The following is an 18,173-nucleotide window of genomic DNA, read 5'->3' as shown; positions in this document are numbered from 1 at the left end:
GCGATGAGCGAGCATTTCGACGATCTCGAGACCCGGCCGCCCGAGCGGCGCGAGGCCGACCTCTTCGCCCGGCTACCGGCCGTGCTCGCCGCCGCGCTGGCGACGCCGGGCTATGCCACGTATCTGAAGGGTATCGACCCGGCTGCCATCACCGATCGCGCCGCCCTCGCCAAGCTGCCGGTGCTGCGCAAGGCCGACCTGCCGGCGCTGCACAAGGATACTCCTCCCTTCGGCGGCTTGGTCGGCTCCCCGCTCGGTTCCTTCGGCCGGCTCTTCACCTCGCCCGGCCCGATCTTCGAGCCCGAGGGCACCGGCAGCGATCCCTGGGGTACCGCCCGCGGTCTCTACGCTGCCGGCTTCCGTAAGGGAGACATCGTCCTCAACACCTTCGGCTACCATCTGACGCCCGGCGGCTTCATCATGGATTCGGCGGCGCGCGCCATCGGCTGCGCCGTCATCCCGGCTGGGCCCGGCAATACCGAGCAGCAGATGGAGGTGATCGGCGCCTACCAGCCGAGCGCCTATACCGGCACGCCGGATTTCCTGAAGCTGCTGATCGAGGCGGCCGACAGCCGCGGCGTCGACAGCTCCTGCCTGAAGCGCGCGATCGTCTCGGGCGCCGCCTTCCCACCCTCGCTGCAGGCCTGGGTGCGTGAACGCGGCATCGACGCCTACCAGCTCTACGCCACCGCCGATATCGGGCTGATCGCCTATGAGACCAGCGCCCGCGATGGCATGGTTCTGAACGAGAACCTGATCGTCGAGATCGTCCGCCCCGGCACCGGCGATCCCGTCGCCGAGGGCGAGGTCGGCGAGATCGTCGTCACCAATCTCGACCCGCACCACCCGCAAATCCGCCTTGCCGTCGGCGACCTCACCGCGGTCCTGCCGGGGGTGAGCGCAAGCGGGCGCACCAATGCGAGGATCAAGGGCTGGCTCGGCCGCGCCGACCAGACGGCGAAGGTCAAGGGCATGTTCGTGCGGCCCGAGCAGGTCGCCGAGATCGCCCGCCGCCATGCCGAGATCGCCAAGCTCCGGCTCGTGATCGGCCGCGCCAACGAGCTCGACACGATGACGCTCAAGGCTGAGATCTATGCCGAGCCGAAGGGCTTCATCGACGCGGTCTCCTCGACCCTGCAGCAGGTCACCAAGCTCAAGGGCTCGGTCGAGGTGCTGCCGCTTGGCGCCCTGCCGAACGACGGCAAGGTCATCGCCGACGAGCGGCCGGTCGGGTAGCCCTCACCACGCGATCGGCGCCTCCCCTTTCGCCTTCAGCCAGTCATTCGCCTGGCTGAACGGCTTCGAGCCGAAAAAGCCGCGCCGCGCCGACAGCGGCGAGGGATGGGCGCTGGCGATGACGAGATGCCTGCTCTCGTCGATCAGGGCACGCTTGGCCTGCGCCGGGCCGCCCCACAGGATGAACACGACATGCGGCCGCCGCTGCGAGACGGCCGCGAGGATCTCGTCGGTCACCGCCCGCCAGCCGAGCTTGAGATGCGTGCCGGCCTGGGTCGCGCCCTCGCGCACCGTCAGCGCGGTATTGAGCAGCAGAACGCCCTGCTTCGCCCAAGGCGACAGGTCGCCGTCGGCAGGTGCAGCAAGGTGAAGGTCCTCGGCCCGCTCCTTGTAGATGTTGACCAGCGAGCGCGGCAGCGGCGGCGGCCCGGCATAGGAGAAGGCGAGCCCGTTGGCATGGCCGGGCGTCGGATAGGGATCCTGGCCGAGGATGACGACGCGAACCTGATCGAGCGGCGTCAGTGCCAGCGCGGCCAGGAAGCGCTCCGGCGCAGGCGCCACGACATGGCCAACGTCGCGCTCGGCATCGACGGCGGCGCAAGCGCGCTCCACCGTCCCATTGCTGAAGACGGAGAGATCGCGCCAGGAGGCCGAGGCAGGCGAAGCCAGAAAGGCGTCGAGCGCCGCGCGAAAGCCGCTCACTTCAGGACTGCCCGCCCCTCGACCTTGGCCTCGACCGTGCCGAGGCGGCGGATATAGACCATCACCTCGTTCGCCATCAGCTTGCCGTCGGTCAGGCCGATCAGCGTCTTGCCGCGGCCGAGCGCGGTGTAGCCGTCGCCGCCAGTCAGCATGAAGTTGTTGGTGGCGACCGTATATTTACCGGCCGGGTCGATCTCCTTGCCGTCGACCTTGACGGAGGTGACGCGCGAGCCCTGCGGCTGCTTGAGGTCGGCCTCGAAGGTGAAGCCCGACACCACCGGGAAGCGGCCGGAGCCCTGCGGCGCATCGCGCAAGCCGTTCTCGATCGCGTCCTTCACATCCTTGCCGGTAATCTCGACCATGGACGTCGCATTGCCGAAGGGCAGTTCGCTCAACACGTCGCGCCGCGTCAGCTTGTGGCCGGCGGGATATTGCTTGTTGGCGCGGATGCCGCCGGCATTGGTGATGGCGAGCTGCGCGCCGGTCGCGGCCCGGATCGCATCGGCGATCAGGTTGCCGATCGCGGTCTCCTGCGTGCGAATCACGCTAGTGCGGGAATCGAGCGGGGCGCCCAGCGTCCCGATCTCGATGTCGAGCTCCTTCGACAGCTCGCTCTCATAGCCCTTGACGATGGCCGCGACCTCGGGATCGGGCGTCGCGGCGCGGCTGTCGTTGACGCGGAAGGTCGGTGTCCACTCGACCTTGCGATTGGCGCCCTCGCCCGTCGCCTTGGCGGCGATGTCGATCGCGGTGACGTAATTGCCCTCCTCGTTCGACTCGACCATCACCACCTTGCCGTCATAGGCGATGGCGAGGTCGTGATCGTGGCCGGTGAGCAGGATGTCGACGACGCGCGAGCGCACGATCTCGTAATCCGTCTTCCGGTCGGCATGGACCACGCCGACGAGGATGTCGGCACCCTCCGATTTCAGCTTGCGGGCCTCGCGCCGCAGCGCCTCCATGGTCGAGGAGAATTTGAGGTCGCCGGGATTGGAGAGCTGCGGCGTCGGATCGTAGGTCGTGCCGATCACGCCGACCTTGATGCCGCCGAGCTCGAAGATCTGCGAATCCTTGTGACCGGGCAGGGGATTGCCGGCTGCATCGCGCAGATTGGCCGCGAAGGTCGGATAGGTCTGGGCGGCTGCGAGCTTGAGATAGTTCTCCTTGCCGAAGTCGAATTCGTGATTGCCGGGCACGAAGACGTCGATGCCCATCTTGTTCTGCATCGCGACGATATGGGCGCCCTGGTCGAAGCCCGACATCAGCGAGGGCGAATAACAGTCGCCGGCATGGCAGAACAGGACGGGCACGCCACGCGCGCGCTCGGCCTTGGCGATGCCGGCCGCCCGGGCGAAGCCGCCTTTGCCCTTGTCGTCGCTCATCTTGTAGATGTCGTTGACGAGCAGCAGCGTGAAGCTGGCAGGCGGCGTCTGCGCCTTCGCGACCGGGGCGGTGGCGGCAAGGGCTGCTGGAGCGCCGAGGACGCGGAACGCGTGGCGGCGGGTCATCTTGGTCATCGGCGCGAACCCCTGCGGTTTTGATTTCGACAAAGACTAGCAAGAGCCTAGCCGGCTTGCGAGACCCCTGCTCACGCAGTGTCGCACCCCGTACGCCCCGACTGGACGAAAACCGTAACTCGTCTAAATCACAGCCGAACGAAAGCGGATGTGATGAGCCTCAAGCCGAGTTTGCCGCCCGACCACGCCACCATCAGAAGCGGCCGCATCGGCGTGCTCCTGATGAACCTCGGCACGCCCGAGGGCACCAGCTACAAGCCGATGCGGGCCTATCTCAAGGAATTCCTCTCCGACCGCCGCGTCATCGAGGAGCCGCGCTGGAAATGGTGGCCGATCCTCAACCTGATCATCCTGTCGACACGCCCAGGTCGCAAAGGCAAGGACTATGCCTCGATCTGGAACAAGGAGCGCAATGAGGGTCCGCTCAAGACGATCACGCGCTCGCAGACGGAGAAGCTCGCCGAACGGCTGGCGGGGGCTGCCGATGGCCGCATCACCGTCGACTGGGCGATGCGCTATGGCCTGCCCGATGTGAAGAGCCGCCTGAAGGCCCTGCTCGCGCAGGGCTGCGACCGCATCCTCCTGGTGCCGCTCTACCCGCAATACGCCGCGCCGACCTCGGCGACCGCCTGCGACCAGGCCTTTCGCGCCCTGATGGAGATGCGCTGGCAGCCGACCGTGCGGGTCGCCCATCCCTATTACGCCGACCCGACCTATATCGACGCGCTCGCCACCTCGATCCGGGCCTCGCTCGGCAAGCTCTCCTTCGAGCCGGAGGTCATCCTCTGCTCGCTGCACGGCATGCCCAAGGAATACCTGCTCAAGGGCGATCCCTATTACTGCCAGTGCGCCGTCACCGCGCGGCTCCTGCGCGACAAGCTCGGCCTCAGCGAGGAGCGCTTCCGGCTGACCTTCCAGTCGCGCTTCGGCCCCGACGAGTGGCTGCAGCCCTATACCGACGAAACCGTGAAGGCGCTGGCGCAGGGCGGTACCAAGTCGCTGGCGATCGTCGCGCCCGGCTTCTCGGCCGATTGCCTGGAGACGCTGGAAGAGCTCGACGGCGAGAACCGCGAGATCTTCATGCACAATGGCGGCAAGGAGTTCGCCTATCTGCCCTGCCTCAACGATTCCGAGGAGGGCATGCAGGTGATCGAGGCAGTGGTGCGCCGGGAGCTGATGGGCTGGGTGTGAGGTAGGGCGCTACCCCACCACGAAGCGCGTCACGCTCTCCACGACCTGCTTCGCTTGAAGAACCCGCCGGTGACCTAACCCGCTGGTCTCCTGCAGCGTCACGAACGGCCCGGCTGCCGCCAACGTCTGCGCGTGGTGGAAGTCCAGTTCCCGGTCCTGCCGGTCATGGATCACCAGGGTCGGCAGGCCGATCGCCTCCAGTTGACCGCGGCCCTCGAAGGCCTCGACCGGATTGCCGGCGACGCTGTGGATGCGGCGCTCCAGCGCCGCCTGGCCGCGGCGCCCGAGCCCGATCGTCGCGCCGAAATTGCGGGTGATCGTCGTCACCGAGGACGGCGCCGCGACCAGAGCGAGCCGGCCGGCTCTGACCCGCGGCTGGCCCGGGACGCTGCGGGCGAGGCCGGCCAATGCGATCGCCCCGCCGAAGGAATGCGCCACGATCGCATGCACCGGGGCGAAGACGCGCGCCACGGCGGCGAGCGCGCCGACCCCGAGCGGAATGTTGAGCTCGGCCCCGGTCGAGGCGCCATGTGCCGGCATGTCGAAGGCGACGACGCGGAAGCCCTGCGCCAGCAATGGCTGCACGAACGCGGTCATGAACGCCGCCTCGCTGTTCCAGCCATGCAGCAGGATCACTGTCGGCGCCGGACCGTCGCCATCTTGCAAGCGGGGCTCAGGTTCGAACAGATAGGTGCTGACCGTCCCGCACGGGTAGGATACCGCCTGCCTGATCGCAGGCGCCAACCGGGCGCGGGCGGCGATGATCGCTTTGCCGGTCCGGCTCTGTGGGCCAGGCGGGCGCGGTGGGGTACAGAAGAGCTTGAAGGCGGCGCGCCCGGTCGTGTGCGGGGCGATGAAACTGCCGATGCGGACGAGAGGGCGAATGACGCGAAGTGCTACGCTGGGCATGATCGGAAACCTTGTTCGTTCAGCCTTGAACTATTATGTTCAGCGATGAACAAAATGCAAGAGCCGATTTCCGCAACCGGAGCTGAGGGCGCGAGCACCGCGCGGCTGCCCTGGGACCTGCCGCGCTTCAAGAACTGGCTCGCAGTCGCGCGCATGCATCAGCTCTGGAAGAAGGTCTTTTCGGAGGCGCTGGCGCCGCTCGGCATCCAGCTTGCCCATTACGACGTCCTCGCCAATGTCTTTCGCACGCCCGGCCTGACCCAGCAGCAGCTGGCCGAGAAGCTGCTGGTCGGCCGTAGCGCCATGAGCATGCTCCTGCCCGAGCTCGAGCGTCGCGGCCTGATCGAGCGCCGCAGCGACGAGACCGACCGGCGCGTACGCCGGCTCTGGCTGACCGGGGATGGCGAGGTTCTCACGCGCAAGGCCCTTGCGATCCATGCCGCCCGGATCGAGGCGATGATGGGCGTGCTCAGCGACGAGGAATGCAATGCCGTCGGCACGATGATGTGGCGGGTCGTCGGCTATCTCGAAGGCAAGCCGCCGCGCGAGCCGTCATGAGACACTCGCAAAGCCGCGCTTGAACCAAATTCCCGGACCGGGCTGGAGAGCTGAGATGAATCCCACTGGCTTCGACATCGTCGTCGTCGCACTGGTCGCGCTGGTGATCCTGACGATCGCGCTCGGGGTGCGCACCATCCCGCAGGGCTTCAACTACACGGTCGAGCGCTTCGGCCGCTATTCGCGCACGCTGGGGGCGGGCCTCGGGCTGATCATCCCGTATATCGAGCGAATCGGCCACAAGGTGAATGTGATGGAGCAGGTGCTCGACATTCCCAGCCAGGAAGCCATCACCAAGGACAATGCTGGCGTGCGCATCGACGCCGCCGCCTTCTACCAGGTGCTCGACGCCGCCAAGGCCTGCTACGAGGTCGCCTCGCTCGACCAGGCGCTGATCGTGCTGACCATGACCAATATCCGCACCGTGGTCGGCTCGATGGATCTCGACCAGTTGCTCTCGCATCGCGACGAGATCAACGAGCGGCTGCTGCGGGTGATGGACGCCGCCGCCTCGCCCTGGGGCGTCAAGGTCACCCGCATCGAGATCCGGGACATCCTGCCGCCGGCCGACATCGCCGGCGCGATGAACCGGCAGATGAAGGCCGAGCGCGAGAAGCGCGCCGCCGTGCTCGAGGCCGAGGGCCTGCGCCAGGCCGAGATCCTCAAAGCGGAAGGGCAGAAGCAATCGCAGATCCTCGCCGCCGAGGGCCGCAAGGAGGCGGCGCTGCGCGATGCCGAGGCGCGCGAGCGCCTCGCCCAGGCGGAGGCGAACGCGACCGCCATGGTCAGCGAGGCGATCAGCCGCGGCGACATCCAGGCCGCCAACTTCCTGATCGCCGAGCGCTATACCGAGGCGCTGAAGGCGATGGCGAGCGCCCATAACAGCAAGGTGGTCATCGTCCCGATCGAGGCCGCGGCGCTCGCCGGCACCGTCGGTGGCATCGCGCAGCTCACCAAGGCCGTGTTCGGCGAGGATGCGGCGGCGAGCCGGCGCTCCGGCTCCGTGCCGGCAGCGGGCCGCACGGAGGGCTGAGCATGCTCGACTGGTTCGCTTCCTTCGGCGGCTGGGCCTGGATCGTGCTCGGGCTCGTCCTGATCGGCGGCGAGATGCTGGCGCCCGGCGTCTTCCTGCTCTGGCTCGGCCTCGCCGCGCTGCTGACCGGCGCCGTCGTCGGGCTGACCGGCCTTGTCTGGCAGGGTGCTCTCTTGGTCTTCGCGGCGCTCGCCGTCGCCTCCGTCCTCCTCGGCCGCGCCGTCACGCGCCATCGCAGCGACGAGCCGGACACCGCGTCCGGCCTGAACGATCGCGGCCGCCAGTTGATCGGCAAGGTCTTCAAGCTGGAAGCGACCATGGCTGGCGGCGAGGGCCGCATCCGCGTCGGCGATTCCTCATGGCGCATCACCGGGCCCGAGCTGCTGGCGGGCACCGAGATCCGCGTGGTGCGGGTCGACGGCGCGACGCTCGTTGTCGAGAAGGCCTGAACACCGGCCGCTGGCGAGCATTTTTCGCAAACCCTGCGGGAGTGCTTAACGGGCCGTTCATGCCAGCCATCGCTGCTCGTGGACCATGCCCGCTGCTTCGGTCATGACGGCCACAGCGCCGCCGGGTATCGGATCTCGGCCGCGCGGAGGAACCCGTCATGAGCATTTCGCACGGACCGATCGACCTCGCCCTTGCCGCCCTGCTGTCGCTGCTGCTGGCGATGCTCGCGCTCGGCGGCGCCGTCGCCTGAAAGTAAGAGTCGGTTAAGCCCGGATTCATGGTGAATCGCTCTGAAGCGGCGGTTCACCATGCTGCTGAACCCTGGATTCACCGGCCGCTCGTCCAATCCGCCTCCGAAGCGTTCAGATGCGCGAGGAGAAGGCCATGGCGGGCCGACACAGACCGATCGATTTCATCCTCGCAGCAGCAGTCTCGCTGCTGATGCTGCTGGCGGTGCGTCCCGCCCAGGCGCGCGAGGTCGTCGACTTCCCCGATTACCGCTACCAGCCCGGCACGATCCTGATCCGCACGGCCGAGCGCAAGCTCTACTACATTGCCGCACCAGGGCAGGCTTTGCGTTACACCATCGCCGTCGGCAAGGCCGGCAAGCAGTGGCGCGGCGTCAAATATGTCGAGGAACTCCAGGTCGACCCGGCCTGGAGCCCGCCGGCCGAGGTCAAGCGCGACAATCCGCGCCTGCCCGACGTGATCCCCGGCGGTGCGCCCAACAATCCGATGGGCGCGCGCGTCATCGGCCTCGGGCCTGGCGGGCAATACGCCATCCACGGCACCAATAATCCGCGCTCGGTGGGCACCGCCGCCTCCTATGGCTGCTTTCGCATGCACAATAGCGACGTGATCGATCTCTATGCCCGCGTCCGCATGGGAACGCCGGTCGTCGTCATGCCGTGAGTCGCAGGTTTCCTCGAAGGATCGTCACGGATTCCGCGATTCCACCCGAGGAATCGCGGGATTTTCGTGCCGACGCCTCTCGCCTGCGGCAAAAAAGCCGGATATCGTTTTCCGTGGCGGTTAACGCTGAGTCCAGCGCGCCTTCGAACCGATATGTCTTCAGAGGGGTACCCGATGGATCATCTCGCCGACGTCAAGAAGTTCGCCAAGAAGCCCGTGAACGAGGCCGCTTTCGCCGGCATGAGCAAGGCCTATGCATTGGTGATGAGCAAGCCCGACACGCGCTATGTCGCCTGCTCGGACCCCGCCGAACTCGAGCGCGTCCGCGAGAACTTCCTGAAGAAGAAGCTCGGCCTGAAGAGCGCCGACCTTGACGCCACCGTCAAGGCGACCTGCGAGCATATGAAGGCCGACAAGACCAAGTCGCGCCTGACCTTCTACTATCTGCTGGCCGAACATTACGGCAAGCTCGACGCCTTCGTGAAGAAATAGGTTTGAAAGCCTGGCCTGACCTGATGGCGCCCCCTCGGGCGCCATTCGCATTTTCAGGGGCTGTCGCGAAAACCGTGCAGAGCGCCGCAAAACCGAACACGAACGATCCGCTTGGGGGTTTTCGATGTTCACGCTGTCCCGCTCCGCCCTTTCAGGCCACGCCCAGACGCTCTTCACCGTCGCCGAGGCGGCCTTCGCCTCGATGATCGTCTTCGGCGCGGGCCTCGCCCTCGGCGCCACCATCGGTTTCTTTTGAGGCGGTCATGCCGACCGCCGCCGCCCCGACCACCCGTCCGCATTTCAAGATCGGACGCGACCGCGAGGGCCACTGGATCGCGGTCGAGACACATGGCCGCGGCGGCGGCTATTTCCGCAGCCGGGACGATGCCCTGCACTATGCCCGCGCCGAGGCAGGCGCCGGCGCCGTGAGCTTCAGCAACCGGCCGCTCGCACTGCGCCTCTCATGACAGCTCAGCGGTAGAGATCGGCCCGCGTCAGCGGCAGGCCCGACGGGCCCTTGCGCCGCTTCGAGACCAGTGTTTGGTTGATCAGCGCCCCGCCACGCTCGAAGGCGAGCGAGCAGCCGGCGAGGTAGAGCAGCCACATTTTGGTCCGCTCCGGCCCGACCTCGGCCTCCGCCGCAGACTTGTTCGCATTCAGCCGCTCGAACCAGAGCCGCGTCGTGCGCTGGTAATGCTCGCGCCAGCCTTCGACATCGTGGACCTCGAAGCCGTAGCGCTCGAGATTGGCGATCGACATGCCGAGATGATCGAGCTCGCCGCCCGGGAAGATGTAGCGCACCAGAGCCCGGTATTCGGCCGGCATCTTGTTGAAGGCCTTGTCGGTCTTCTTGGCGCGCCGCGAGATCGAGTGGTGCAGGTAGAGGCCTCGCGGCTTGAGCAGCCGGTTCACCGCCTGAAAATAGGTCGGATGGTTGCGGATGCCGACATGCTCGAACATGCCGATCGATGAGATCTTGTCGAACTCCCCCTCCATCTGGGTGAAGTCCTTGAGATGGAGCGTGACCTTGCCGGTGAGGCCGAGCGCCTCGACCTTCTCGCGCGCCAGCTTGAGCTGCTCCTCGGCCAGCGTCACGCCATGCGCCTCGACGCCGTAATGCTGGGCGGCGTAGCAGACCAGCGCGCCCCAGCCGCAGCCGATGTCGAGCAGCTTGTCACCCGGCTTCAGGCGTAGCTTGCGGCAGATCATCTCGAGCTTGTCGGTCTGCGCCCGTTCGAGATCGTCATGATCATCGGTGAAATAGGCGCAGGTGTAGACCATGCGCTCGTCGAGGAAGAGCCTGTAGAATGCGTTCGAGACGTCGTAGTGATGGGCGATATTGGCCTTGTTCGTCGCCGGCGTGCCGTCGCGGGCGATCTCGTCGCCCTTGATGTGCTCCACCGCCTGCGGCGCCTGTCCCGGCGCGAACAGGAAGTGCCTGACCACATCGAACGCCGCCGTCTTGGAGATGCTGCGCGCCAGCCGGCCGACCTTGCCGTCGGGCCTTGCCGCGGCGAGATCGAAGATCGTGCCGTTCTCGATCGCAATCCGGTCGGAGACGTGCAGATGCAGCAAGGTATCGAGCTTGGGCTTGCGCAGCAGCGCCGCGACGACGCCGGCATCGCGGATCGCGATCATCAGCCCGTCTGCTGGCCAGCTCGCCGGCACGCGCGAGCCGTCCCAGAGCGAGAAGCCGAGCTTCAGCCCGAGTTTTTCGTAGGCCTCGGTCAGGAGCCGCCGCAGCGCCTCGATTCTCTTGCCGTCGCCGCTCATGCTTTGCCTGTTCCGACCGATATGCGCCGCCCTCTTAGCGCGGTTTTCGCCCGATCGGAATTCGCGCCGTCAGAACGGCTTTGCCCTTCTGCAATCAGCGGCGGCTTGTCGAAACGGCACAGCACGCAAAACGGGCAGTAAACTGGCTAAGCAACCATTGTCGGTTTCTTAACCATACTTTGCTTCCATTCCAAAGTGGCCAAGCGGCGCCGCGCATCGTGATTGGGGGATCACATCATGTCGTCAGGGGATCAGCTCGACAGACGGCTGGACTTCATGCAGCTCGATCGCGAGGCGCGGGAGCGCATCGCCGGAATGGAAAAGAGCATCCTCGGCGCCTTGCCCGGCGCGCTCGATGCCTTCTACACCCAGGTCGCTGCCTTCCCCGAGACCAAGGCCTTCTTCAGCAATGCCGCCCATATGGACGGCGCGAAGAACCGCCAGATCTCGCACTGGAACCGCATCGCCAAGGGCCAGTTCGACCAGGACTATGTCCGCGCCGTCACCACCGTCGGCCAGATCCATGCCAAGATCGGGCTGGAGCCGCGCTGGTATATCGGCGGCTATGCCCTGCTGCTCGAGAATCTGCTCGCCAAGGTGCTGGAGGAGCGCTGGCCTAAGAGCCGCTTCGGCGGCAAGCTCGACGGCGCGGCCGAGCGCGGCGCCGAGATCGGCGCCATCGTCAAGGCCGCCCTGCTCGACATGGATTACGCCATCTCGGTCTATCTCGAAGCCTCGGAGGCGGCGCGCCTCAAGATCGAGGCCGAGGCTCGTGCCGTCGAGGAGGCCAAGGCGAAGGAGCGCGACAAGGCGATCGGCTATGTCGGCAATGGCATGGCGGCGTTGGCGCGCGGCGACCTGACCCATCGCATGGCTGACGACATGCCGGCCGAATACGCCAGCATCCGCGACCATTTCAACGATGCCATGACCAAGCTCGGCGAGATGGTCGCGAGCATCAAGACCAGCTCCGCCGCCATCGCCGCCTCCTCGCAGGAGATCAACAGCGGCGCCAACGACCTGTCGTCACGCACCGAGCAGCAGGCATCGGCCCTGCAGCAGACCGCGGCGACCACCGAGGAGCTCACCGCCTCGGTCAAGAGCTCGGCGCAGTCCTCCCGCCAGTCGGTGACGCTGGCGGACAATGCCTCGGCCGTGGCACGCACCGGCGGCGAGATCGTCAAGGACGCGATCGAGGCGATGGCGCGCATCGAGGGGGCCTCAAAGAAGATCTCCGAGATCACCAGCGTGATCGACGGCATCGCCTTCCAGACCAACCTCCTGGCCTTGAATGCGGCCGTCGAAGCCGCTAGGGCCGGCGATGCCGGGCGCGGCTTTGCCGTCGTCGCCGCCGAGGTCCGGGCGCTGGCGCAGCGTTCGGCCGAGGCCGCCAAGGACATCACCGGCCTGATCGGTTCCTCCGACATCGAGGTCGTCGAGGGCGTGCGCCTGGTCCGGCAGGCCGGCGAGACGCTGGAGAAGATCGTCGAGGCCTCGATGCAGGTCTCGTCCACCGTCAACGAGATCGCCGCCGCCGCCGGCGAGCAGGCCAACGGCATCGACGAGATGGCCCGCACCGTCAGCCATATGGACGAGATGACCCAGAGCAATGCCGCTTTGGCCGAGGAAAGCGCCGCCTCGGCACGGGCCCTGCTCGATCAGATCGAGCGCCTGAACCGTTTCGTCAGCACCTTCCGGACAACGCAAGGCGAGGAGGCCGCGGCACCGGCTCGGCGCAGCCGGGCGGCCTGAGCCTCTGCCGGAACGGCCGGGGCCGCATGGACTGTTCCACACGGCACCTCCATCGTTCCGGTGTTCCGCTCGGCTGCAGCCGATCCAGGTTTGAGTTGCGGCGCTCAGAGCCGTCCGCTTTCGGCGGAAAGCGTATCGGCGATCGCAAGCTGGGAAGCAGCGTGTGTCAAGGGGGCGGACCAGGGCTTCATCGACGCCAGCTCGGCAGGCCTGCTCCGGATCTATGAAGCAGACGGCCGGCAAGATACCGGGCCTGTCACTCGTCGCCGCCGACAGCTTCTGTCAGGAATGCGGGCCATCGCCACTTATCGGCGCACCGGCTTGTCGCTAGCTTGCCCAGATGGCGACGCGACCGCGAAAGATTCTGACACTCGACAAGGCGGCGGCGCGCCGGGGCTGGCTCAAGGCCCAGAAGCTCGACATGCGCGAGCCCTTCGGTTCTGGCGCGGAGGCGACGGCGGCGGCGGTCGCCCATCTCGGCTATGTCCAGATCGATACGATCAACGTGATCGAGCGCTGTCACCACCACATCCTCTACAGCCGGATTCCCGGCTATAGCCGCGACGACCTCGCGCAGGCGCAGTCGCAGGACAAATCGGTGTTCGAGTACTGGACGCATGCGTTGTCCTATGTGCCGACTGCGGACCTGCGCTATTTCCTGCCGGCGATGAAGGCACATCGCGCCGAGCCGAAGCGCTGGGCTGCGGTCGGCAGCCGCGAGGAGACGCGCAAGCTGCTGCGCCGAATCCGCAAGGACGGCGCCCTCACCATCCGCGACATCGACACTGACGTGCTGGTCGAGAAGACGCATCTCTGGGCCAGCAAGAAGCCGTCAAAAGGCCTGCTCGAGCGCGCCTTCTATGATGGCGAGCTCGCGATTTCGGCCCGCGCCGGCATGCTCAAGACCTATGAGCTGATCGACCGGCATTTCGGCTGGGACCAGCAGCCGGCGCCGGCGTCGGAACGTCAGGTCGCCGCCTACAAGCTCGACCGGGCGTTGCGGGCGCAAGGGATCGTCAGCCTGGATTCGATCTGCCATCTCGATGCGCCCAGCAAGAAGGCGATCGCCGAACTGATCGCGGCGCGCGTCAGGCGCAAGGAGCTGGTGCCGGTCGCGATCGAGGGTGCCGCGAAGACCCCGCATTGGGCGATGCCGGAGGTGCTGGAGCCATCGGAGCCGGTCGACGACAGCCTCGTCCACATCCTCTCGCCCTTCGACCCGCTGATCATCCAGCGCAAGCGGCTGAAGCTGTTCTTCGGCTATGACCATGTCTTCGAGGCCTATTTGCCGAAGGAAAAGCGCGTCTTCGGCTATTTCGGCCTGCCGGTGCTGGCGGGGGACCGCATCGTCGCCGTCGCCGACCTCAAGACCGACCGGGCGGCGCGCAAGCTCCTGGTGCAGCAATGGACTTGGCTGGAGCCTGAGCCGTCTGCGGAGCTGCGGCGGCGGGTCGACGAGGAGATGCAGCGCTTCGAGCGCTTTCAGCTGGGATAACCATGCCGTCTTGCCGGGACGCTGCATCGCAGCGAGCCTGGAACCCATGAACACAGGCAGAGCCGACCAAGACTCACCGATCATCGACCTTCTGGAAATGCGCTGTGGTTATGGGTTCCGGGCTCACGCCTTTGGCGTGACCCGGAAAGACGGAGCGGCTCCGCTGCTTCAATTGCCCCGCGGCCAGCGGAAATCGTCGGCGCGGCCGGGGCGCGGCTCAGGCGCGATGCCCTGGCCGAAGACGCGGTCGAGCCCTGCGGCAATATCGCCGCGGCCGCGCGCTTCCTGGATCGAGGCGATCAGCGCCGCATCGCCGCCCAGGGAGACCGCCCCGGTCAGGGGCAGGATCGGGCCGGCGAGCGGCCTGGGCGGGACCACGGGTAAGAGCGGAAGATCGGTCGGCGCGCCGCTGACCATGCGGTCGATCAGCCGTTCGACATCCATGGGCTGCGGCGGCGGCGAGGGCGTGCCCTCTGCCTCGGGAGGAACGGGCAGGGCGATGACATTCTGCGTCGGTGTCTTCTCCAGGATGCGGCGGATGACGACGTCGACGAAATGAGCCGCCTTGCGGGCGCCGGCCTTGGTGAAATGCACGCCGTCGCCGAGCCGCAGCCGGGCGATTTGGCCGTTCACGTCCGGCCCCATCGCCGTATAGCGGTTCTCCGTGTCGACATAGGCCTCCCAGAGGTCGACGAACTGGCCGCCGGCCCCCTCGGTTCCCTTGCGAAAGAGATCGTTCAGCGTGGTCAGGTCGGTGGATAGGCGAGGATTCTGCATCGGCGGCGCGCCGACCCAGATCAGCGGCACGCGCTTGGCGCTGAAGGCCGAGGCGACCGCCTCGATCCGCGCCCTGTAAAGCTGGAGCCAGCGTTCGCTCAGCGGCTCATGGGTGATCTCGCCTTCGCGGATGACCTGCCGGTCGTTCGGCCCGAGCACGACGACGCCGACCATGACCTTGGCGTCCGCCGCCAGCAGCTCGCCGGCCATTTTGGGCCAGTCGTAGAAATCGCTGCGGACCAGGCCGCTATCGGCCTTGGCCTTGTTTTCGACCGCAACGTCGGCGCGGTCTTGCAGGCTGTCTTCCAACCCTTCGGCGATCTGCCCGGCGAGCGTGTCGCCGATGACCAGGACGTGGTGGTTGACGTCGACCTTGGGGATGACCGGATCGTCTCGGACGACGACGCGGGTCGGCGCCCGGCGCTGCTGGACCGGCGCAACGCGTTGACGCTGCGGGCGTGGCTGAGCGACGGGCTTCTCGGGAATCTGCCAGAACATGTTGAACAGGCTGCGCCCCTGCGGCGGCGCCTGCGGTATCCGGCCCGGCGGCACCGGGTTCTGGGCGATCGAGATCGGCCCGCCGGTGACGAGCACGAGCAGGGCCGCAGCCAGTACCATGAAGAGCGAACGCGGACGCATCGTGCTCTCGATCGGCGCCGGTCGGGAAGTGGCACCGGAAGGCAATATAGTCGCGATTGCCCGCTTTGTCAGCGGGGCGCCTTCATCCGCGCCAGCAGCGCCGGGGTCGGGTAGCCGTCGGCAAGTATGCCGACGCGCAGCTGATACTGTCTGACCGCCTCGCGCGTGCCGGTGCCGATGCGCCCGTCGGCGTCGTGATTGTAGAGACCGAGGGCCTTCAGCCGGCGCTGGACGTCGGTGGTGCCGGCCTTGTCGAGGCGTGGTGCCTTGACCGGCCATTCGCCCTGCAGGGCGGGCCTGCCGACGATCCGGTCGCCGAGATGGCCGACGGCGAGCGCATAGGCGTCGGAGGAGTTGTACTTCTTGATGACGTCGAAATTCGCGGTCAGCAGCATGGCCGGGCCGGTATGGCCGGCCGGATAGAACAGGCGCGCTTCACCGGAGGAGGGCAGCGAGCCGCCGTCGGCGCGGCGCACGCCCGCCGAGCGGAAGGATGAGAAGCTGGCGCGGTAGAGATTGTGGTCGAAGCCCTCAGGGATCACGACCTCGATCCCCCAGGGCAGGCCGGGGGTCCAGCCATAGCCCTTGAGATAGTTGGCGGTCGAGGCGATGGCGTCGCTGGTCGAGGTCCAGATGTCGGCATGGCCATCGCCGGTCTGGTCGACCGCGTATTTCATGTAGCTCGATGGCATGAACTGGGTGTGGCCCATGGCGCCGGCCCAGGATCCCCGCAATTCGCTGCGCTCAACATGACCCTTCTCGATCAGCTCCAGCGCGGTCAGGAGCTCGTCGCGGAAGAAGTCGCCACGATAGCGGATGCTCGCCAGGGTCGCGAGCGAGCGGATCACGTCCTTGTCGCCCTTGAACGAGCCGTAGTTGGTCTCCATCCCCCAGATACCGAGGATGATCTCCTTCGGCACGCCATAGCGGGATTCGGCCTGGGCCAGCACGCTGGCATGGGCGTCGAGCATCTCGCGGCCACGCGAGATGCGCGAGCCGCCGACCGCGCTGTTGAGATAGCTCCAGATCGGCGCGGTGAATTCCGATTGCTTGCGAGTCAGCGCCACGATGGAGGGATCGGGCGTTACTCCTTGAAAGGCCAGGTCGAAGGTCTGGCGCGAGATGCCGCGCGCCTGCGCCATCGGCCAGAGCGTCCGCAGGAAGCCGTCGAAGCCCGGCGCAGCCGGCCGCGCCTCGGGCTTGGGGACTTGCGCCCGCGCCGGATTGATCGAACCCGTCGTCTGCGCGAGCGCCGGCCCGAGGCCGAGCGCCGCTGCGAAGGCGAGAACGGTGACGGGGCGCATGGTTGCTCCTCTGGCTCGGTCGCGGGGTCTTTCCACCACAGCGCCCGATCGAGGTTAACCATGGGTTAACGCCGCGCCAAATCTCTTCGCCAGCAGCCAAACATAAAGCCCTCATCCTGAGGAGGCCGCATCAGCGGCCGTCTCGAAGGATGCTTCAGCTGTCTCTCGAGCCTCGTGGAGCATCCTTCGAGACGCGATCTGCGATCGCTCTCCAGGATGAGGGCTGAGAGAATGCGGTGTTAGCTCGCATTGCGCTTGCGCAGGCTCTCCTCCCAGGCCAGCGCCTGGGTGACGATCTCAGTGAGATCGTCATGCTCTGGCTGCCAGCCGAGCTCGGCGCGGATGCGGTCGGCCTTGGCGACGAGCGCGGCCGGATCGCCGGGGCGTCGCGGCGAGAGCCGGACCGGGAAATCGACGCCCGAGACCTGCTTCACCACTTCCGTGACTTCCTTGACCGAATAGCCGCGGCCATAGCCGCAGTTCAGCGTCAGATTGCCGCCGCCGGTGCGCAGATGGTCGAGAGCCGACAGATGGGCGCGGGCGAGGTCGGTGACGTGGATATAGTCGCGGATGCAGGTGCCGTCCGGCGTCGGATAATCGGTACCGAAGATGTCGAGTCCGGCGCGCTGGCCGAGCGCCGCCTGGCTCGCGACCTTGATCAGATGGGTGGCGTTGGTGCTGGACTGGCCCGACCGCCCCTTGGGATCGGCGCCGGCGACGTTGAAATAGCGCAGCGCGACGTAAGACAGGCCGTGGGCGCAGGCGACGTCGCCGAGCATCCATTCGCTCATCAGCTTGGAGCGGCCATAGGGGTTGATCGGGTTGAGCGCGATCTCCTCCGGCACCGGCGAGACCGGCGGCTCGCCATAGACGGCCGCGGTCGAGGAGAAGATCACATGCTTGACGCCGCCGCGCACCGCGCTCTCCAGGAGGGCGCGCGTCTTGACGGTGTTGTTGTGGTAGTAGCCGAGTGGATCGGTGACCGAATCCGGCACGACGATCTTGGCGGCAAAATGCGCGATCTCGCTGATGCCATGTTCGGCGATGGTGCGCTCGACCAGGGCCTGGTCGCCCATGTCGCCGCGCACGAGGGTCGCCTCCTGCGGCACCGCCCACCAGAAGCCGGTCGAGAGATCGTCGAGCACCACGACCTTCTCGCCACGGTCCAGAAGCTCGAGGACCATATGGCTGCCGATATAGCCGGCCCCGCCCGAAACCAGAATCGCCATCTTCGTCTCCTCGTCACGTGACCGGCATAGACCGGAATCACGACAGTTCGATCCAGCCTGTCTCCCTGGCATGGCTAATCTCGGGCATGGTTCCGATGAAGCCGTGCAGGATTGCAGGGGAGGGCAGCAAATCCGGTACGTTACCGCAAAAACGTTGACGTATCGGCAAGGCCCGACTGGTATTCGAAGATGGGGCCGGCCCGG

General features: G+C 66.8%; 18 protein-coding genes. 11 read left to right on the top strand and 7 right to left on the bottom strand.

Annotation, left to right across the window (positions count from 1 at the left end; genetic code table 11):
• The first annotated feature begins 3 nt into the window (after positions 1-3).
• Positions 4-1,236: a phenylacetate--CoA ligase family protein gene (locus tag BMZ69_RS18105; protein WP_092159104.1), complete on the top strand. Its 1,233-nt coding sequence runs from the start codon at positions 4-6 to the stop codon at positions 1,234-1,236.
• A gap of 3 nt (positions 1,237-1,239) precedes the next feature.
• Here BMZ69_RS18105 and ung read toward each other — a convergent pair whose 3' ends face one another.
• Positions 1,240-1,938: a uracil-DNA glycosylase gene (gene ung / locus BMZ69_RS18100; RefSeq protein ID WP_092159102.1), complete on the bottom strand. Its 699-nt coding sequence runs from the start codon at positions 1,936-1,938 to the stop codon at positions 1,240-1,242.
• The gene (locus tag BMZ69_RS18095) at positions 1,935-3,455 is read right to left on the bottom strand and encodes a bifunctional metallophosphatase/5'-nucleotidase (protein WP_092159100.1); all 1,521 of its coding nucleotides are present in this window, start codon (positions 3,453-3,455) and stop codon (positions 1,935-1,937) included. Before BMZ69_RS18095 ends, ung begins: the two co-directional genes overlap by 4 nt.
• 153 nt (positions 3,456-3,608) lie before the next feature.
• On the opposite strand from BMZ69_RS18095, the gene hemH reads away from it, so the two are divergent.
• A complete protein-coding gene (hemH, locus tag BMZ69_RS18090; RefSeq protein WP_092159098.1) occupies positions 3,609-4,646 on the top strand; it encodes a ferrochelatase in 1,038 nt (345 codons plus the stop codon).
• A gap of 9 nt (positions 4,647-4,655) precedes the next feature.
• Here the strand turns inward: hemH and BMZ69_RS18085 are convergent, their stop codons facing one another.
• On the bottom strand, positions 4,656-5,555 hold the full coding sequence (locus BMZ69_RS18085; RefSeq protein ID WP_092159096.1) for an alpha/beta fold hydrolase: 900 nt from the start codon (positions 5,553-5,555) through the stop codon (positions 4,656-4,658).
• A gap of 54 nt (positions 5,556-5,609) precedes the next feature.
• On the opposite strand from BMZ69_RS18085, the gene BMZ69_RS18080 reads away from it, so the two are divergent.
• From BMZ69_RS18080 to BMZ69_RS18055, 7 genes are all read left to right on the top strand, one after another.
• A complete protein-coding gene (locus BMZ69_RS18080; protein ID WP_092159094.1) occupies positions 5,610-6,113 on the top strand; it encodes a MarR family winged helix-turn-helix transcriptional regulator in 504 nt (167 codons plus the stop codon).
• A 55-nt stretch (positions 6,114-6,168) separates the two neighbouring features.
• The gene (locus tag BMZ69_RS18075) at positions 6,169-7,146 is read left to right on the top strand and encodes an SPFH domain-containing protein (protein WP_092159092.1); all 978 of its coding nucleotides are present in this window, start codon (positions 6,169-6,171) and stop codon (positions 7,144-7,146) included.
• A gap of 2 nt (positions 7,147-7,148) precedes the next feature.
• Positions 7,149-7,595 carry an NfeD family protein gene (locus BMZ69_RS18070; RefSeq protein WP_092159090.1) on the top strand — a complete coding sequence of 149 codons (447 nt, stop codon included), beginning with the start codon at positions 7,149-7,151 and terminating at the stop codon, positions 7,593-7,595.
• Positions 7,596-8,037: 442 nt separating this feature from the next.
• On the top strand, positions 8,038-8,508 hold the full coding sequence (locus BMZ69_RS18065) for a L,D-transpeptidase (RefSeq protein WP_092159145.1): 471 nt from the start codon (positions 8,038-8,040) through the stop codon (positions 8,506-8,508).
• 174 nt (positions 8,509-8,682) lie between these two features.
• Positions 8,683-9,000, top strand: coding sequence for a DUF2853 family protein (locus tag BMZ69_RS18060; protein WP_210188041.1), 318 nt, complete (start codon positions 8,683-8,685; stop codon positions 8,998-9,000).
• Positions 9,001-9,124: 124 nt separating this feature from the next.
• On the top strand, positions 9,125-9,256 hold the full coding sequence (locus BMZ69_RS32380; protein WP_280142116.1) for a hypothetical protein: 132 nt from the start codon (positions 9,125-9,127) through the stop codon (positions 9,254-9,256).
• Between the two features lie 7 nt (positions 9,257-9,263).
• Positions 9,264-9,467, top strand: coding sequence for a hypothetical protein (locus BMZ69_RS18055; RefSeq protein ID WP_092159086.1), 204 nt, complete (start codon positions 9,264-9,266; stop codon positions 9,465-9,467).
• A gap of 4 nt (positions 9,468-9,471) precedes the next feature.
• On the opposite strand, the gene BMZ69_RS18050 is transcribed toward BMZ69_RS18055, so the two are convergent.
• Positions 9,472-10,773 (bottom strand): class I SAM-dependent methyltransferase, encoded by a 1,302-nt coding sequence (locus BMZ69_RS18050; RefSeq protein ID WP_092159084.1) that lies wholly within the window; start codon positions 10,771-10,773, stop codon positions 9,472-9,474.
• A gap of 237 nt (positions 10,774-11,010) precedes the next feature.
• Here BMZ69_RS18050 and BMZ69_RS18045 point away from each other — a divergent pair, with 237 nt between their 5' ends.
• A complete protein-coding gene (locus BMZ69_RS18045; protein ID WP_092159082.1) occupies positions 11,011-12,525 on the top strand; it encodes a globin-coupled sensor protein in 1,515 nt (504 codons plus the stop codon).
• 340 nt (positions 12,526-12,865) lie between these two features.
• Positions 12,866-14,020, top strand: a complete 1,155-nt coding sequence (locus tag BMZ69_RS18040; RefSeq protein WP_092159080.1) for a winged helix-turn-helix domain-containing protein — start codon at positions 12,866-12,868, stop codon at positions 14,018-14,020.
• Between the two features lie 168 nt (positions 14,021-14,188).
• Here the strand turns inward: BMZ69_RS18040 and BMZ69_RS18035 are convergent, their stop codons facing one another.
• The 3 genes from BMZ69_RS18035 to galE all read right to left on the bottom strand — a co-directional run bounded on the left by BMZ69_RS18035 (position 14,189) and on the right by galE (position 17,969).
• Entirely contained in the window at positions 14,189-15,436 is a 1,248-nt protein-coding gene (locus tag BMZ69_RS18035) for an SGNH/GDSL hydrolase family protein (RefSeq protein WP_092159078.1), read from the bottom strand.
• Positions 15,437-15,504: 68 nt separating this feature from the next.
• Positions 15,505-16,740 (bottom strand): lytic murein transglycosylase, encoded by a 1,236-nt coding sequence (locus BMZ69_RS18030; RefSeq protein ID WP_092159076.1) that lies wholly within the window; start codon positions 16,738-16,740, stop codon positions 15,505-15,507.
• 239 nt (positions 16,741-16,979) lie between these two features.
• Positions 16,980-17,969, bottom strand: coding sequence for a UDP-glucose 4-epimerase GalE (gene galE / locus BMZ69_RS18025; RefSeq protein ID WP_092159074.1), 990 nt, complete (start codon positions 17,967-17,969; stop codon positions 16,980-16,982).
• Positions 17,970-18,173: the final 204 nt, after the last annotated feature.

The sequence above is a fragment of the Allobosea sp. CRIB-10 genome (assembly GCF_900112185.1).
GTDB lineage: Bacteria > Pseudomonadota > Alphaproteobacteria > Rhizobiales > Beijerinckiaceae > Allobosea.
This window is presented reverse-complemented; position numbering and strand designations above follow the sequence as displayed.

Coding starts and splice junctions, on each gene's coding strand:
- BMZ69_RS18035 (WP_092159078.1), bottom strand. CDS start 15,436: ATGCGTCCGCGTTCGCTCTTCATGGTACTGGCTGCGGCCCTGCTCGTG.
- hemH (WP_092159098.1), top strand. CDS start 3,609: ATGAGCCTCAAGCCGAGTTTGCCGCCCGACCACGCCACCATCAGAAGC.
- BMZ69_RS18080 (WP_092159094.1), top strand. CDS start 5,610: ATGCAAGAGCCGATTTCCGCAACCGGAGCTGAGGGCGCGAGCACCGCG.
- BMZ69_RS18050 (WP_092159084.1), bottom strand. CDS start 10,773: ATGAGCGGCGACGGCAAGAGAATCGAGGCGCTGCGGCGGCTCCTGACC.
- BMZ69_RS18045 (WP_092159082.1), top strand. CDS start 11,011: ATGTCGTCAGGGGATCAGCTCGACAGACGGCTGGACTTCATGCAGCTC.
- BMZ69_RS32380 (WP_280142116.1), top strand. CDS start 9,125: ATGTTCACGCTGTCCCGCTCCGCCCTTTCAGGCCACGCCCAGACGCTC.
- BMZ69_RS18030 (WP_092159076.1), bottom strand. CDS start 16,740: ATGCGCCCCGTCACCGTTCTCGCCTTCGCAGCGGCGCTCGGCCTCGGG.
- BMZ69_RS18055 (WP_092159086.1), top strand. CDS start 9,264: ATGCCGACCGCCGCCGCCCCGACCACCCGTCCGCATTTCAAGATCGGA.
- galE (WP_092159074.1), bottom strand. CDS start 17,969: ATGGCGATTCTGGTTTCGGGCGGGGCCGGCTATATCGGCAGCCATATG.
- BMZ69_RS18065 (WP_092159145.1), top strand. CDS start 8,038: ATGCTGCTGGCGGTGCGTCCCGCCCAGGCGCGCGAGGTCGTCGACTTC.
- BMZ69_RS18040 (WP_092159080.1), top strand. CDS start 12,866: ATGGCGACGCGACCGCGAAAGATTCTGACACTCGACAAGGCGGCGGCG.
- BMZ69_RS18070 (WP_092159090.1), top strand. CDS start 7,149: ATGCTCGACTGGTTCGCTTCCTTCGGCGGCTGGGCCTGGATCGTGCTC.
- BMZ69_RS18105 (WP_092159104.1), top strand. CDS start 4: ATGAGCGAGCATTTCGACGATCTCGAGACCCGGCCGCCCGAGCGGCGC.
- BMZ69_RS18075 (WP_092159092.1), top strand. CDS start 6,169: ATGAATCCCACTGGCTTCGACATCGTCGTCGTCGCACTGGTCGCGCTG.
- BMZ69_RS18085 (WP_092159096.1), bottom strand. CDS start 5,555: ATGCCCAGCGTAGCACTTCGCGTCATTCGCCCTCTCGTCCGCATCGGC.
- BMZ69_RS18060 (WP_210188041.1), top strand. CDS start 8,683: ATGGATCATCTCGCCGACGTCAAGAAGTTCGCCAAGAAGCCCGTGAAC.
- BMZ69_RS18095 (WP_092159100.1), bottom strand. CDS start 3,455: ATGACCAAGATGACCCGCCGCCACGCGTTCCGCGTCCTCGGCGCTCCA.